This window comes from Kitasatospora sp. NPDC029367 (assembly GCF_055569135.1).
Map to the genome: position 1 here is coordinate 16,568 of NZ_JBVHYH010000099.1, position 13,750 is coordinate 30,317.

General features: G+C 73.0%; 13 protein-coding genes and 1 riboswitch. Of the genes, 4 read left to right on the plus strand and 9 right to left on the minus strand.

Going from position 1 to position 13,750, the window contains the following annotated elements; genetic code table 11:
• Positions 1-10: 10 nt before the first annotated feature.
• The gene (locus tag ACZ4W5_RS34635; RefSeq protein WP_465659049.1) at positions 11-2,077 is read left to right on the plus strand and encodes a HelD family protein; all 2,067 of its coding nucleotides are present in this window, start codon (positions 11-13) and stop codon (positions 2,075-2,077) included.
• 73 nt (positions 2,078-2,150) lie between these two features.
• Here the strand turns inward: ACZ4W5_RS34635 and ACZ4W5_RS34640 are convergent, their stop codons facing one another.
• From ACZ4W5_RS34640 to ACZ4W5_RS34650, 3 genes are all read right to left on the minus strand, one after another.
• Positions 2,151-2,837, minus strand: a complete 687-nt coding sequence (locus ACZ4W5_RS34640; RefSeq protein ID WP_465659051.1) for a copper homeostasis protein CutC — start codon at positions 2,835-2,837, stop codon at positions 2,151-2,153.
• Positions 2,838-3,005: 168 nt separating this feature from the next.
• Positions 3,006-3,965 (minus strand): hypothetical protein, encoded by a 960-nt coding sequence (locus ACZ4W5_RS34645; protein ID WP_360245048.1) that lies wholly within the window; start codon positions 3,963-3,965, stop codon positions 3,006-3,008.
• Complete coding sequence (locus tag ACZ4W5_RS34650) at positions 3,962-4,339, minus strand: PadR family transcriptional regulator (protein WP_360245051.1); 378 nt, start codon at positions 4,337-4,339, stop codon at positions 3,962-3,964. The genes ACZ4W5_RS34645 and ACZ4W5_RS34650 overlap by 4 nt, the downstream gene beginning before the upstream one ends.
• 86 nt (positions 4,340-4,425) lie before the next feature.
• Here ACZ4W5_RS34650 and ACZ4W5_RS34655 point away from each other — a divergent pair, with 86 nt between their 5' ends.
• The gene (locus tag ACZ4W5_RS34655) at positions 4,426-5,058 is read left to right on the plus strand and encodes an HD domain-containing protein (protein WP_465659053.1); all 633 of its coding nucleotides are present in this window, start codon (positions 4,426-4,428) and stop codon (positions 5,056-5,058) included.
• Here the strand turns inward: ACZ4W5_RS34655 and ACZ4W5_RS34660 are convergent.
• The 5 genes from ACZ4W5_RS34660 to thrC form a co-directional block, all read right to left on the minus strand.
• Positions 5,055-5,414 carry a hypothetical protein gene (locus ACZ4W5_RS34660; protein WP_360245057.1) on the minus strand — a complete coding sequence of 120 codons (360 nt, stop codon included), beginning with the start codon at positions 5,412-5,414 and terminating at the stop codon, positions 5,055-5,057. The two genes, ACZ4W5_RS34655 and ACZ4W5_RS34660, sit on opposite strands and share 4 nt — an antisense overlap.
• A gap of 148 nt (positions 5,415-5,562) precedes the next feature.
• Positions 5,563-7,185 (minus strand): chaperonin GroEL, encoded by a 1,623-nt coding sequence (groL, locus tag ACZ4W5_RS34665; RefSeq protein WP_360245060.1) that lies wholly within the window; start codon positions 7,183-7,185, stop codon positions 5,563-5,565.
• A 346-nt stretch (positions 7,186-7,531) separates the two neighbouring features.
• Positions 7,532-7,735: a cold-shock protein gene (locus ACZ4W5_RS34670; RefSeq protein WP_030289665.1), complete on the minus strand. Its 204-nt coding sequence runs from the start codon at positions 7,733-7,735 to the stop codon at positions 7,532-7,534.
• A 550-nt stretch (positions 7,736-8,285) separates the two neighbouring features.
• Complete coding sequence (locus ACZ4W5_RS34675) at positions 8,286-8,564, minus strand: MoaD/ThiS family protein (protein WP_360245063.1); 279 nt, start codon at positions 8,562-8,564, stop codon at positions 8,286-8,288.
• 27 nt (positions 8,565-8,591) lie between these two features.
• Positions 8,592-9,872, minus strand: a complete 1,281-nt coding sequence (gene thrC / locus ACZ4W5_RS34680) for a threonine synthase (RefSeq protein ID WP_465659056.1) — start codon at positions 9,870-9,872, stop codon at positions 8,592-8,594.
• A 17-nt stretch (positions 9,873-9,889) separates the two neighbouring features.
• A riboswitch (SAM riboswitch) is annotated at positions 9,890-10,025 on the minus strand.
• Between the two features lie 149 nt (positions 10,026-10,174).
• Between thrC and ACZ4W5_RS34685 the strand changes: the two genes are divergently transcribed.
• Both ACZ4W5_RS34685 and ACZ4W5_RS34690 read left to right on the plus strand, forming a co-directional pair.
• Positions 10,175-11,197: a glucosyl-3-phosphoglycerate synthase gene (locus ACZ4W5_RS34685; protein WP_360245069.1), complete on the plus strand. Its 1,023-nt coding sequence runs from the start codon at positions 10,175-10,177 to the stop codon at positions 11,195-11,197.
• A gap of 38 nt (positions 11,198-11,235) precedes the next feature.
• Positions 11,236-12,702, plus strand: a complete 1,467-nt coding sequence (locus tag ACZ4W5_RS34690; RefSeq protein ID WP_465659057.1) for an alpha,alpha-trehalose-phosphate synthase (UDP-forming) — start codon at positions 11,236-11,238, stop codon at positions 12,700-12,702.
• On the opposite strand, the gene otsB is transcribed toward ACZ4W5_RS34690, so the two are convergent.
• Complete coding sequence (gene otsB, locus ACZ4W5_RS34695) at positions 12,689-13,537, minus strand: trehalose-phosphatase (protein ID WP_465659058.1); 849 nt, start codon at positions 13,535-13,537, stop codon at positions 12,689-12,691. The genes ACZ4W5_RS34690 and otsB overlap by 14 nt on opposite strands.
• Positions 13,538-13,750 lie beyond the last annotated feature (213 nt).

Consider the following 13,750-nt stretch of genomic DNA (forward strand, 5'->3'; position numbering starts at 1 on the left):
AAGGTTCGCTGTGCCCGCCACCCCCGCCACCCCCACCACCGACCCGCTCCAGCGCGAACGCGACCACCTGGCCTCGTCCCGGTCCGCGCTGCGGGCGATGCGCGAGGACGTCCAGTCCCTCGACCTGCGCGACGTGACCGGCACCTGGGTGTCCGCCGTCATCCTGCAGAACCAGATCGAGGCCAGGATCGCCGCCCTGGCCGACCTCTCCGACACCCCGCTGTTCTTCGGCCGCCTCGACTACCTGCACGCGGTCAGCGAGGAGCTGAGCGAGGGCGGGGGAGGAGAGAGCTTCTACATCGGCCGCCGGCACGTCCACGACGCCGACGGCGACCCGATGGTGATCGACTGGCGCGCGCCGGTCTCCCAGCCGTTCTACCGGGCCAGCCGCAAGGACCCGATGGACGTCGAACGCCGCCGCCGCTTCGGCTACACCGGCGGCGAACTCACCGCCTACGAGGACGAGCACCTCACCGACCCCGCGGAGCAGGACACCGCCTCCGCCCTGCTCGCGGCCGAGATCGAGAAGCCCCGCGTCGGCCCGATGCGCGACATCGTCGCCACCATCCAGCCCGAGCAGGACGAGATCGTCCGCTCCGACATCACGGGCACCATCTGCGTCCAGGGGGCGCCCGGCACCGGGAAGACCGCCGTCGGCCTGCACCGCGTCGCGTACCTGCTGTATGCCCACCGCGAGCGGCTGGCCCGGACCGGCACCCTGGTGATCGGGCCGAACAACGCCTTCCTCTCCTACATCGAGCAGGTCCTGCCGGCCCTCGGCGAGCTGGAGGTCGCCCAGGCCACCGTGCAGCAGCTGGTCGCCCACGTCGAGGTGCGGGGCGAGGACGACCCGGAGGCGGCCCGGCTCAAGGGCGACGCCCGGATGGCCGAGGTGCTCCGCCGGGCCGTACGGGCGGGCATCACCCTGCCCACCGAGCCCTGCGTGGTGGTCCGCGGCTCCCGCCGCTGGCGCGTCCCGGTGTACGAACTGGCCGAGATCATCGAGGAGTTGAAGGGCCGCGAGGTCCGCTACGGCGCCGCCCGGGACGCCCTGCCGCAGCGCATCGCGCACGCCGTGCTGCTCAAGATGGAGCAGGGCGGCGAGGCCCCGGACGACCGGGTGCAGGACGCGGTGGCCCGCAACGCCGCGGTCAAGGCCGTGGTCAAGGAGTGCTGGCCGGCCGTCGACCCGGCCAAGCTGGTGCTGCGGCTGCTCTCCGACCCGCAGTTCCTGGCCGAGTGCGCCGAGGGCGTGCTGACCGCCGAGGAGCAGCGGGCGGTGCTGTGGCCCAAGCCCGGCCGCTCGGTGAAGACCGCCCGCTGGACCCCCGCCGACGCCGTCCTGGTCGACGAGGCGACGGACCTGGTGCAGCGCACGCCCTCGCTCGGGCACGTGGTGCTGGACGAGGCCCAGGACCTCTCCCCGATGCAGTACCGCGCGGTCGGCCGCCGCTGCACCACCGGCTCGGCGACCGTCCTCGGCGACCTCGCCCAGGGCACCACCCCCTGGGCGACGGCCAGTTGGCCGGACGCCCTGCACCACCTGGGCAAGCCGGAGGCGCACGTGGAGGAGCTGACCAAGGGCTTCCGGGTGCCCGAGGAGGTCATCGCCTACGCCTCCCGGCTGCTGCCCGCGATCGCCCCGGGCCTGGCCCCGGCGACCTCCGTCCGCGACACCCCCGGCGCGCTTGAGATCCGCCCGGTCGACGGCTCGGAGCAGGGCCGGGACGAGGCCCTCCTGGCGGCCTGCCGGGAGGCGCTGGAGCACGAGGGCTCGACCGGCCTGATCGCCGCCGACGCCCGGATCCCCCGGCTCGCCGAGCTGCTCACCGCCGCCGGGCTGGCGCACCTCCCCCCCGGCACCGAGACCAGCACCGAGAGCCGGCTGACCCTCGTCCCGGCCTCGCTGGCCAAGGGTCTGGAGTACGACTACGTGGTGCTGGACGAGCCGGCCGCGGTGGTGGCCGGGGAGCCGGACGAGCGGACCGGCCTGCGCCGGCTGTACGTGGCGCTCACCCGTGCCGTCTCCGGGCTGACGGTGCTGCACTCCGAGCCGCTGCCGGAGCAGCTCCGGTAGCACGCCGGAGCAGCTCCGGTAGCACGCCGGAGGGGCCGCCCCCGGCACCGGGACCGGCCCCTCCAGCAGGGGTTCAGGCGTCGATCATCGCCCGCCACTCGGCGACCTTGGCCGCGTCGACCGGCGTCAGCCAGCCGTCGGCCCGCACCGCGCCGCCGACGTGGAAGGCGTCGAAGCCCTCGGCCCGCAGCTCCTTGACGTGCTCGGCCCGCAGGCCGCCGCCGATCAGGATCCGCTGGGTGTAGCCGGGCTCGCCCGCCCGGGCCAGCTCGGCGGACAGCACCTCCCAGCCGGCGTCCACCCCGGCGGCCGCGCCGGAGGTGAGGAAGGTGTCCAGCCCGGGCAGGGCGCCGACGGCGGCGCGCAGCGCGGCCCGGTCGGTGCTGTGGTCGATCGCCCGGTGGAAGGTCCAGCGGCAGCCGGCGATCGCCTCGGCGACGGCCGTGGTGGCGGCCAGGTCGACGGCGCCCCCGGTGTCCAGGAAGCCGAGGACGAACTCCTCGGCGCCCTCGGCCCGCAGCGCGGCGGCCCGGGCGCACAGCTCGTCGAGGTCGCCGGGGGCGAAGCCGTCCCGGATCCGGAGCATGACGCGCAGCGGGAGCTCGACGGCGGCGCGGATCCGGGCGAAGTCCTCGACGGAGGGGGTGAGTCCGTCGGCGGCCATGTCGGTGACCAGTTCGAGCCGGTCGGCGCCGCCGGACTCGGCTGCCTGGGCGTCCTGGGGCGTCAGCGCGATGACTTCGAAAATTGGTCTAGACATATCAGACAGCCTGCCACATCCCCCCGCCCCCGGCGAGACCCGCACCCCCGTTCCGGTCACGCCGGGGTCGGGGGCCGGTCACGCCGGGAGCGGGGGCCGGTCCCCCCGGGAGCGGGGGCCGGTCACGCCGAGGGCGGAAGCCTGATCACGCCGGGGACGGGGCCCCGGTCACGCCCGCCCCGGCACCATCCCGACGGCCGCCCGCCGGCCGAACCGGCGCTCCGCCACCGCCACCAGGACCAGCACGGCCACCACCGGCACCGCCATCGGCAGCAGGTGCGAGATCCCGCGGGACTCCCGCCAGATGTTGAACAGGCTGCCCGGCCCGGTCAGCACCAGCACCGCCAGCCCCACCGCCGTCGGGCCCAGCCGCCCGCGCAACCCGGTGAAGGTCAGCAGCGTCGGGGCGATCAGCATCACCACGAACCACTGGAGGTCCAGCGGGAAGGTCGTGTCGTCCCAGCTCTGCGCCGCCTCCAGCAGCCCGCCGGCGACCACCGAGGCCAGCACCAGCCCGGCGGTCCGCAGGTTCGGCCGGGGCAGCAGGTCGGTCGGCGCGAGGACCAGCAGCAGCGCGGCCACCACGAACGGCAGCGAGGCCATCCCGATGTAGCCGACCCACCAGACGTCGAAGGGACCCGGCACCCGGACGGCCCGCCCCAGGTTGTACAGCCCGATGGCACCCAGGACCAGCGAGGTCGCCCGGACGGCCGTCCACCGCCCCAGCAGCGCCGCCACCCCGAGCAGCAGCGCGGCCACCGGCGGGGCGAACGCCCGGACGTGGGTGCCGAACGAGTCGTCCCAGGCGAGCCACCTGGTGGTCCGCTCCAGGGCGAGCACCCAGGGCACCATGACGGCACCGACCACCGCGCCGGCGATCATCGGCGCCGCCAGCGCCAGCAGCCGCCCGGCCGCCGAGGCGCCGGTCAGGCCCAGCCGCACCCGCAGCCCGTACACCGCCAGGCCGAGCACCTCCCGGGCCAGGGCCACCCGGCCGCCCGCCGCCGTGGTGTCGGCGAACACCTCGGCCAGTTCCGCACCGCGCTCGCGCCGGTAGCCCGCCGGGTAGAGCCGCAGCGCGGCCCGCAGGACCGCCGAGGGCGCGGGACCGATCACCGGCATGGTCATGAGAGTCCTCCCCCTGTCGCGGGCCGCTCCCCGGCCCGGCCCGGCAGCATCGACCGGATCCTGGTCAGTCGCCGCTCCGCCTCGGTGGCCACGGCGCGCAGCCGTCCGGCCTCGGCGGCCAGCGCGTCCCGGCCGGCCCCGGTCAGCGCGTAGGTGCGCCGGGCCCGTCCGTCCACCACCTCTTCGGCGGCGACCTCGATCAGGCCCTGCCCCAGCAGCCGGTCGAGGGCGCCGTACAGGGTGCCGGTGCGCATCTTGACCCGGCCGTCCGAGATGGCGGCGATCTCCTGGATCAGCGCGTAGCCGTGTCTGGGCTGGTCGGCCAGGGCGGTGAGCAGCAGCAGCGTGGGCTCCTGCATGGAGCGTTCTGTCATACGACTACATATATCGTCAACCTACCTATAGGTCCAGCACCGGCCCGCGCCGATCCGACCCGACCGGACCCGCCACAATGTGCCCCATGCCGACCGAGGACCTGCTCACCGCCTGGACCGCCCTGCTGCACCGCTGCGGCGCCACCGACGACCCCGAACCGTACGGCCGTGAACTGCTGCGCCGCTGGTCGGACCCGCGCCGCCGGTACCACACCACCGAGCACCTGCGCGCCGTCCTGCACCACGTCGACGCGCTCGCCGGGCACGCCGCCGACGCCGACACCGTCCGGCTCGCCGCCTGGTTCCACGACGCCGTGTACCGCCCCGACCGCACCGAGAACGAGGAGCGCAGCGCCGCCCTCGCCGTCCGCGCGCTGACCGCCGCCGGCCTGCCCGCCGAGCGCGTCGCCGAGGTCGAGCGGCTGGTCCTGCTCACCGTCGGCCACGACCCGGCCCCCGGCGACCGCGACGGCGAGGTGCTCTGCGACGCGGACCTCGCCGTCCTCGGCGGCACCCCCGATGCCTACGCGGCCTACGCGGCCGCTGTCCGGGAGGAGTACGCCTTCGTCCCCGAGCCGGACTTCCGCACCGGCCGGGCCGCCGTCCTGCGCCACCTGCTGGCGCTCCCGGCCCTCTACCGCACCCCCGACGCCCACCGGCGCCTCGCCGCGACCGCCCGCACCAACCTGACCACCGAGCTCCAGCACCTGGAGAACTAGGCCCCCAACTCCCCCACCGGCGCCACCACGGCCCCCTGCTTGCCGCACACCCAGTGCGGCTCCGGCCCCAACTCGGGCTCCACGCCCAGCGCGTGCGGGTCCCCGTCGGCCGCGCAGGTGGTGCACAGCGGCCACCGGCCGTACGCCTCCAGCAGCGCGTCCTGGACGTCCTGGGCGACCAGCCCGAGCACGTAGTCGGTGCCGTCCGGCCACTGCTCCAGCCACCAGCGGCGGTGGGTGACGGCCTGCTCCACCAGCGAGACGACGGCGGCGTCCGCCACGTCCCGCGCGGTGAGGTCGGCCAGGATCAGGGCCCGGGCGTTGTGCAGGGCGGTCTCGATGTCGTCGGAAGCCATCCGTCCATTCTCCGCGGCCCGCCCATGGGTTCAAAACACAGGCCCGAGGCCGAAACGCCCCGGGGCCCAAACGCCGCGTGGGCGGCCCCCCGAAGGGAACCGCCCACGCGGACGAGGATCAGCCGATCCGATCGGAGTCCGACCAGGATCAGAAGTCCATGTCACCGCCCGGCATGCCGCCGCCGGCGGCCGCGGCGGCCTTCTCCGGCTTGTCGGCGATGACGGCCTCGGTGGTGAGGAACAGCGCCGCGATGGAGGCGGCGTTCTGCAGCGCGGAGCGGGTGACCTTGGCCGGGTCGATGATGCCCTCGGCGATCAGGTCGACGTACTCGTTGGTGGCGGCGTTCAGGCCGTGACCGGCGGGGAGGTTGCGCACCTTCTCCACCACGACGCCACCCTCCAGGCCGGCGTTGGTCGCGATCTGCTTGATCGGGGCCTCCAGCGCCACGCGGACGATGTTGGCACCGGTGGCCTCGTCGCCCTCCAGCTCCAGCTTGTCGAAGGCGACACCGGCCTGCAGCAGCGCGACGCCACCACCGGCGACGATGCCCTCCTCGACGGCGGCCTTGGCGTTGCGGACGGCGTCCTCGATGCGGTGCTTGCGCTCCTTGAGCTCCACCTCGGTGGCCGCGCCGGCCTTGATGACGGCCACGCCGCCGGCCAGCTTGGCGAGGCGCTCCTGGAGCTTCTCGCGGTCGTAGTCCGAGTCGCTGTTCTCGATCTCGGCGCGGATCTGGTTCACGCGGCCGGCGACCTGGTCGCTGTCACCGGCACCGTCGACGATGGTGGTCTCGTCCTTGGTGATGACGACCTTGCGGGCGCCACCCAGGAGGTCCAGGCCGGCGTTCTCCAGCTTGAGACCGACCTCCTCGGAGATCACGGTGCCGCCGGTGAGGACGGCGATGTCGCCGAGCATGGCCTTGCGGCGGTCGCCGAAGCCCGGGGCCTTGACGGCGACGGACTTGAAGACGCCCTTGATCTTGTTGACGATCAGGGTCGACAGGGCCTCGCCCTCGACGTCCTCGGCGATGATGACGAGCGGCTTGCCGCTCTGCATGACCTTCTCCAGCAGCGGGAGCAGGTCCTTGATCGAGCCGATCTTGGAGTTGGCGATGAGGATGTACGGGTCCTCGAAGGTCGCCTCCATCCGCTCCAGGTCGGTGGCGAAGTAGGCGGAGATGTAGCCCTTGTCGAAGCGCATACCCTCGGTGAGCTCGAGCTCCAGACCGAAGGTGTTGCTCTCCTCGACGGTGATGACGCCTTCCTTGCCGACCTTGTCCATGGCCTCGGCGATGAGCTCGCCGATCTGGGTGTCGGCGGCGGAGATGGAGGCGGTGGAGGCGATCTGCTCCTTGGTCTCCACGTCGGTGGCCTGGGCCAGCAGCTGGTCCGAGACGGCGGCGACGGCCTTCTCGATGCCGCGCTTGAGGGCCATCGGGTTGGCGCCGGCGGCGACGTTGCGCAGACCCTCGCGAACCAGGGCCTGGGCGAGCACGGTGGCGGTGGTGGTGCCGTCACCCGCGACGTCGTCCGTCTTCTTGGCGACCTCCTTGACGAGCTCCGCACCGATCTTCTCGTACGGGTCCTCGAGCTCGATCTCCTTGGCGATGGAGACACCGTCGTTGGTGATCGTGGGGGCGCCCCACTTCTTCTCCAGCACGACGTTGCGACCCTTGGGGCCGAGCGTGACCTTCACTGCATCGGCGAGCTGGTTCATGCCACGCTCAAGGCCGCGGCGAGCTTCCTCATCAAAGGCGATGATCTTGGCCATCAGAAGTGGTCCTCCGGGACACGGTCGACTGCTCGGACCAAGGGGTGCCCGCGACGGACGGCCCTGGTGCGCGGAGGTCCATTCCCCTGCCGCTCCCGGGGGCCTCACCGACCCGGTCCGCTGTCACTCTCACACTGTGAGTGCTAACGCCAATGATTAGCACTCCGGGTGGTCGAGTGCAAGCCCAATGACCGACCCGCGAGCCACCGTCCGCCCCCGCGCGGGAGCCCGGACGGCCCGCCCGGGGAACGCGAACGGGCCCGTACGACGCGTGTCGTACGGGCCCGTCGAGAAGCGAGTGGTCACCAGCCGTGGGCCGCGCCGAGCTCCTGGGTGCCGGAAGAGGTCAGACCGCCGCGCGGACCATGTCCGCCTGCGGGCCCTTCTGTCCCTGGGAGATCTCGAACTCGACCCGCTGGCCCTCCTCGAGGGTGCGGTAGCCGTCCATCTGGATCGCGCTGTAGTGGACGAAGACGTCCGCACCACCGTCGACCGCGATGAAGCCGTAGCCCTTCTCCGCGTTGAACCACTTGACGGTGCCCTGAGCCATTCCGAACTCCCCTAGTGCTGTGCTGGCCCTTCACGGGCCCGCAGGTCGCGGGCCCGGGTCTGGTTTGAAGGCCGGCCCGGGGAACCCCCCCTGGGCGCAGCCGTGCACGCCGCAATCCTCCGCACCGGGGCGCCGGACGGCTTCCGTGAGCGGCTGATTACGTCGACCGCCGCTGAATGTATCCGGATCGACGCCCTCTGCAACAGGGTCAGCCGCCGGGAATTCCGCAGCCCCGTCAAGAGACAAGAGCGAACAAACCGGGAGAAAATCGGCAATCAGCGCCGGACATAGCGGACGAATTACTCAAATGCCTGCAGGAATTCTGACATCTGCCTGACATGTTTCACGGCCCCGGCCCCGGGGCGGTCTCAGCGTCCGGACGAGCTCCGGCGAAGCACCCACTGCCGGAAGGGGAAGCCCTGTTCCCAGCAGAGCCACACTCTACTCCGACTCCGACCGAAAATATTCCCGCCGAAATGCAAGCGGCCGCCCGCACGCACGGAGAGTGGAATTCCGTACGCGCGGACGGCCGGGAAACGGCGGGAACGGCTCAGCAGCCGCCGGCCACCGCCGGAATGATCGAAACGCTCGCACCGTCCGTGATCCCGGTCGCCAGACCGTCGGCGAACCGCACGTCGTCGTCGTTCACGTACACGTTGACGAAGCGGCGCAGCTTGCCGGTGTCGTCCAGGATCCGGGCCGCGATGCCCGCGTGGTTGTGCTCCAGGTCGGCGATGACCTCGCCCAGGGTGGCCCCCTCGGCGGTCACCTCGGCCTCGCCGCCGGTGTAGGTGCGCAGGATGGTGGGAATGCGGACGGTGGCGCTCATGACTCTCCTAGCGGGGTGGGGGGTGGATCAGGCGGACGCGAGGCCGGCGGCGTGGAAGGAGTCCAGCGTCGGGCGGATGACGGCGGTCATGCCCGCCTCGGAGACGGCGTCCAGCGTCTTGAGGCCGTCCCCGGTGTTGATCGCGACGGTCTCCTTGGCGGGGTCCAGCAGGCCGGTCTCCACGAGCTTCTTCAACACGCCGACGGTCACCCCGCCCGCGGTCTCGGCGAAGATCCCCTCGGTCCGGGCCAGCAGCCGGATCGCCGCCACCACCTCCGCGTCCGTCACGTCCTCCACCGCGCCGCCGGTCCGCCGGGCGATGTCCAGCACGTACGGGCCGTCCGCCGGGTTGCCGATCGCCAGCGACTTGGCGATGGTGTCCGGCTTCACCGGCCTGATCACGTCCCGGCCGGCCTTGAACGCCGCCGACACCGGCGAGCAGCCCTCCGCCTGGGCGCCGAAGATCCGGTACGGCCGGTCCTCCACCAGGCCCAGCTTGATCAGCTCCTGCAGCCCCTTGTCGATCTTCGTCAGCTGCGAGCCCGAGGCGATCGGGATGACGATCTGCTCCGGCAGCCGCCAGCCGAGCTGCTCGCAGATCTCGTAGGCCAGCGTCTTGGAGCCCTCGCCGTAGTACGGCCGCAGGTTGACGTTGACGAAGCCCCAGCCCTCGCCGGCCGGGTCCCCGATCAGCTCCGAGCAGAAGCGGTTCACGTCGTCGTAGTTGCCCTCGATGCCGACCAGCTCACCGCCGTACACCCCGGCCATCACGACCTTGCCCTGCTCCAGGTCGTGCGGGATGAACACGCAGGAGCGGAACCCGGCCCGGGCCGCCGCCGCGCCCACCGCACCCGCCAGGTTGCCGGTCGACGAGCAGGACAGCGTGGTGTAGCCGAACGCCCGGGCCGCCTCGATCGCGCAGGCCACCACCCGGTCCTTGAACGAGTGCGTCGGGTTGCCCGAGTCGTCCTTGACGTGCAGCTGCGCGGTGAACCCGAGCTCCCGGCCCAGGTTGTCCGCCTTCACCAGCGGGGTCCAGCCGGGGTTCAGGTTGGGCTTGGAGGCGACGTCGGCCGGCACCGGCAGCAGCGGCGCGTACCGCCAGATGGACGCGGGGCCGGACTCGATCCGCTTGCGCAGCTCCTCGGCGCGCTCGCTGCCGAACTCGTAGGCGATCTCCAGCGGCCCGAAGCACTCCGCACAGGCGAAGCTGGGGCCGAGCGAAAAGCGGGTCCCGCACTCCCGACAGGACAGCGCGGCGGCGGGGCCGAGGTCGACGGAAACGGGTGCGACGGTGTCGATAGCCATGATGGCGGAGGCCTCTCTCCTCATCTTCCCCGCGGCGCGGACGCGCCACAGGCCGGAATTGGCACCTGTCCCGCCGGGGCCTGTCGACGACAGCCGAGCGAGAAGGTTGCCGGGACGTCAACGGGCCGTTCCCTCAGTCCCTCTGGATGAGCTTGTGAAATTGTGGTGGTGCGCAGCGGCGACCCCGGCGTGCAAAGGTCCGGCCGCTGTACGAAGACTGTATCCGAAGGCGTCAAACCTGAACGGGACCGTCCGCCAAGCGAGATGACCCGTCCCACCCGATCCCGCCGAGGAGAGTCACCGTGCCCGCCGAACCGACCCACGCGCTCCTCCCGCAGGCGGCGTCCTGGCTCCGCCGCCGCTCGTGGAGCGCGGCCGATCGGCCGGTCGACGCCCTCCTCGCCGCCAAGCGGCGCACCGGCCGGACGGTCAGCGTCGTCCTCCCCGCCCTCGACGAGGAGGCCACCGTCGGCGACATCGTGCGCACCGTCCGGCGCGAGCTCATGGACCGGATCCCACTCGTCGACGAACTCGTCGTGGTCGACTCCGGCTCCACCGACGCCACCGCCGCCGTCGCCGCCGAGGCCGGCGCCCGGGTGGAACACCGTGACCGGATCCTCCCCCGGCTGCCCGCCGTCCCCGGCAAGGGCGAGGTGCTCTGGCGCTCGCTGCTGGTCACCCGCGGCGACATCGTCTGCTTCATCGACGCCGACCTGCGCGAGTTCGACCCGGCCTTCGTCTCCGGCATCGTCGGCCCGCTGCTCACCGACCCCGACATCCACCTGGTCAAGGCCATGTACGACCGCCCCCTCGAAGTCGGCGGCTCCGCAGCGGGGGACACCGGCGCGATCGTCCCCACCGGCGGCGGCCGGGTCACCGAACTCGTCGCCCGCCCCCTGCTCAACCTCCACTGGCCCGAACTCGCCGGCTTCGTCCAGCCCCTCGGCGGCGAGTACGCGGCCCGCCGCTCACTGCTCGAACGGCTGCCCTTCCCCACCGGCTACGGCGTCGAGATCGGCCTCCTGATCGACGCCCTGGACCTGGTCGGCCTGGACGCCCTCGCCCAGGTCGACGTCGGCGTCCGGCACCACCGCCACCAGGACGGCCAGGCCCTCGGCCGGATGGCCGCCACCATCTACCGCACCGCCCTGGAACGCCTCGACCGCTCGCACCGCCTCAAGGCCTCCGCCGACCTCGTCCACCCCCACCTCACCCAGTTCACCCGCGACCCGCACACCCGCGCCTTCACCGCCCACACCCACCCCGTGACGGCCCTGGAACGCCCCCCGATGCACACCGTCCCCGAGTACGCCACCCGTCGTTGACGGGTTTGCCACCCGGACCCCCAGGCAACATCCCAACCATGGGCGATCTCACGACCGAACGTTCGAGTGCGACCGGAACCGCCCCCGTCCTGGTGGCCTCCAACCGGGGACCGGTGTCCTTCGGCACCGCCGACGACGGCACGCTGACCCTGCGCCGCGGCGGCGGGGGCCTGGTCTCCGGCCTGTCCGCGATCGACGACCCCACCGCCGTCTGGGTCTGCGCGGCCCTGGGCGACGCCGACCACAGAGCCGCCCGGGAGGCCCCCGACGGCCGCCTCGACCGCGCCGGGCACGAGGTCGGCGGACAGGCCGTACGGATGCTCGACATCGACCCGGCGACCTTCGCCCGCGCCTACAACGGCGTCGCCAACTCCACCCTCTGGTTCGTCCACCACCTGCTCTACGCGACCCCCACCGCGCCCTCCTTCGACGCCGACTTCCGCACCGAATGGGCCGCCTACCAGGCGTACAACGCCGCCTTCGCCGCCGCCCTGGCCGCCGAAGCCGCCCCGGGAGCCGCCGTCCTGGTCCAGGACTACCACCTCTCCCTCACCCCGGCGCTGCTCCGCGAGGCCCGCCCCGACCTGCGGATCGGCCACTTCTCGCACACCCCGTGGGCCCCGCCGGAGTACTACCGGCTGCTCCCCGACGACGTCGCCCGGGCCGTCCTGACCGGCATCCTCGGCGCCGACCGGGCCGGCTTCCTCACCGAACGCTGGGCCCGCGCCTTCGCCGCCTGCTGCGAGGACCTCCTCGGCGCCGTCTTCGACCCGGCCGCCCTCACCGTCACCCACCAGGGCCGCACCACCCAGCTGGGCGTGCACGCCCTCGGCGCCGACGCCGACTTCCTGCGCGAACGCGCCCACCGCCCCGACGTCGACGAGCGCCTCGCCGCCCTCCGGGCCGCCGTCGGCGACCGCCGCACGATCGTCCGGGTCGACCGCACCGAGCTGAGCAAGAACATCGTCCGCGGCCTCCAGGCCTACCGGCACCTGCTCCGCACCCACCCCGAGTGGCACGACCGGGTGGTCCACATCGCCTTCGCCTACCCGTCCCGCACCGACCTCGCCGAGTACCGCGACTACACCGCCGCGGTCCAGGAACTCGCCGCCGCCGTCAACGCCGAATTCGCCACCCCCACCTGGCAACCCCTGATCCTGCACGTCAACGACGACTTCCCGCGCTCGCTGGCCGCCTACCGGCTCGCCGACGTGGCCCTCGTCAACCCGATCCGGGACGGCATGAACCTGGTCGCCAAGGAGGTCCCGGTGGTCTCCGACCACGGCTGCGCCCTCGTCCTCTCCCGCGAGGCCGGCGCCCACGCCGAACTCGGCGACGACGCCCTCACCGTCAACCCGTACGACGTCATCGCCACCGCCGAGGCCCTGCACACCGGCCTCACCATGAGCCCCGAGGAACGCGCCGACCGCACCAAGCGCCTCGCCGCCGCGGCCACCGCGCTCCCCCCGCAGCAGTGGTTCCTCGACCAGCTCAACGCCCTCTGAGAGCCTCCCCCAGAGCCCCCAACAGCTCCACCACCCCGTCGGGGCCGTCGACCACCACATCCGCCAGGTCGGCGAGCTCCCGCACCGGCGCGTCCCCCACCGCGCCGGCACACACCAACAACCCCGCCAGCCCCTCCGCCCGCAACCCCTCCACCGCCCGGAACGCCGCCACGTCCCCCAGGTCGTCCCCCGCGTACAGCACCGACCGCGCCCCGCGCTCCCGCAGGAAGCCGGTCAGCGCCGCCCCCTTGTCCACCCCCGGCGGCCGCAGCTCCAGCACCAACCGCCCGGGCTCCACCACCAGCCCGTACTCCTCCGCCAGCTCCCCCACCGGCCCCCGCAACAACTCCAACGCCCGCTCCGGCTCCCCCGTCCGCCGGGTGTGCACCGCCACCGAGCGCCCCTTGTCCTCCACCCACGTCCCCTCGGGCGCCCCCACCCGCTCCAACACCCCCGGCAACGCGCCCCGCACCCCCGCCACCCCCGGATGCACCTCCGGCGCCGAGAGCTCACCCGCCTCCCACCGCTCGGCCCCGTAGTGCCCCAGCACCACCAGCCCCGGCACCCCGGCAAACCCCCCGTACTCCGCTGCCACCCCCGCCGGCCGCCCGGTCACCACAACAACGGCCCCCACCACCCCCGCCAACCCCCGCAAAACCCCCACCACCCCCGCATGCGCCCGCGCCCGCGAGGGATCCGCCACGATCGGCGCCAACGTCCCATCGAAGTCCAGCGCCACCACCGCATCCCCCGGCGCCCCCAAAATCGCCCGCAACCCATCCCGCCCGGCCTCAGTCGCCGGCACCATCTCGTCAAGACCCATACCGACACCCATACCCCACCCCCACACCAACCCACCCCCGCACCAACCCACCCACCCCAACCCCCCACCCACCTCCCCACCCCACCCGCACCAACCCACCCACCCCCACCACCCCCTCCCCCTCACCCGACCAAGGCGAGAGGGACGCGCTGCGGGAGGGGGCGGTGGAGGGGGTGGGTGCGGAGAGGGGCGTGACGGGTGATTTTCAGACCGCCAACGGCGAGC

What these genes read in the sequence shown, in the direction of transcription:
- ACZ4W5_RS34655 (WP_465659053.1), top strand. Translation starts at nt 4,426, where the DNA reads ATGCCGACCGAGGACCTGCTCACCGCCTGGACCGCCCTGCTGCACCGC.
- groL (WP_360245060.1), bottom strand. Translation starts at nt 7,185, where the DNA reads ATGGCCAAGATCATCGCCTTTGATGAGGAAGCTCGCCGCGGCCTTGAG.
- ACZ4W5_RS34640 (WP_465659051.1), bottom strand. Translation starts at nt 2,837, where the DNA reads ATGTCTAGACCAATTTTCGAAGTCATCGCGCTGACGCCCCAGGACGCC.
- ACZ4W5_RS34660 (WP_360245057.1), bottom strand. Translation starts at nt 5,414, where the DNA reads ATGGCTTCCGACGACATCGAGACCGCCCTGCACAACGCCCGGGCCCTG.
- ACZ4W5_RS34675 (WP_360245063.1), bottom strand. Translation starts at nt 8,564, where the DNA reads ATGAGCGCCACCGTCCGCATTCCCACCATCCTGCGCACCTACACCGGC.
- ACZ4W5_RS34690 (WP_465659057.1), top strand. Translation starts at nt 11,236, where the DNA reads ATGGGCGATCTCACGACCGAACGTTCGAGTGCGACCGGAACCGCCCCC.
- ACZ4W5_RS34645 (WP_360245048.1), bottom strand. Translation starts at nt 3,965, where the DNA reads ATGACCATGCCGGTGATCGGTCCCGCGCCCTCGGCGGTCCTGCGGGCC.
- thrC (WP_465659056.1), bottom strand. Translation starts at nt 9,872, where the DNA reads ATGGCTATCGACACCGTCGCACCCGTTTCCGTCGACCTCGGCCCCGCC.
- ACZ4W5_RS34670 (WP_030289665.1), bottom strand. Translation starts at nt 7,735, where the DNA reads ATGGCTCAGGGCACCGTCAAGTGGTTCAACGCGGAGAAGGGCTACGGC.
- ACZ4W5_RS34650 (WP_360245051.1), bottom strand. Translation starts at nt 4,339, where the DNA reads ATGACAGAACGCTCCATGCAGGAGCCCACGCTGCTGCTGCTCACCGCC.
- otsB (WP_465659058.1), bottom strand. Translation starts at nt 13,537, where the DNA reads ATGGGTGTCGGTATGGGTCTTGACGAGATGGTGCCGGCGACTGAGGCC.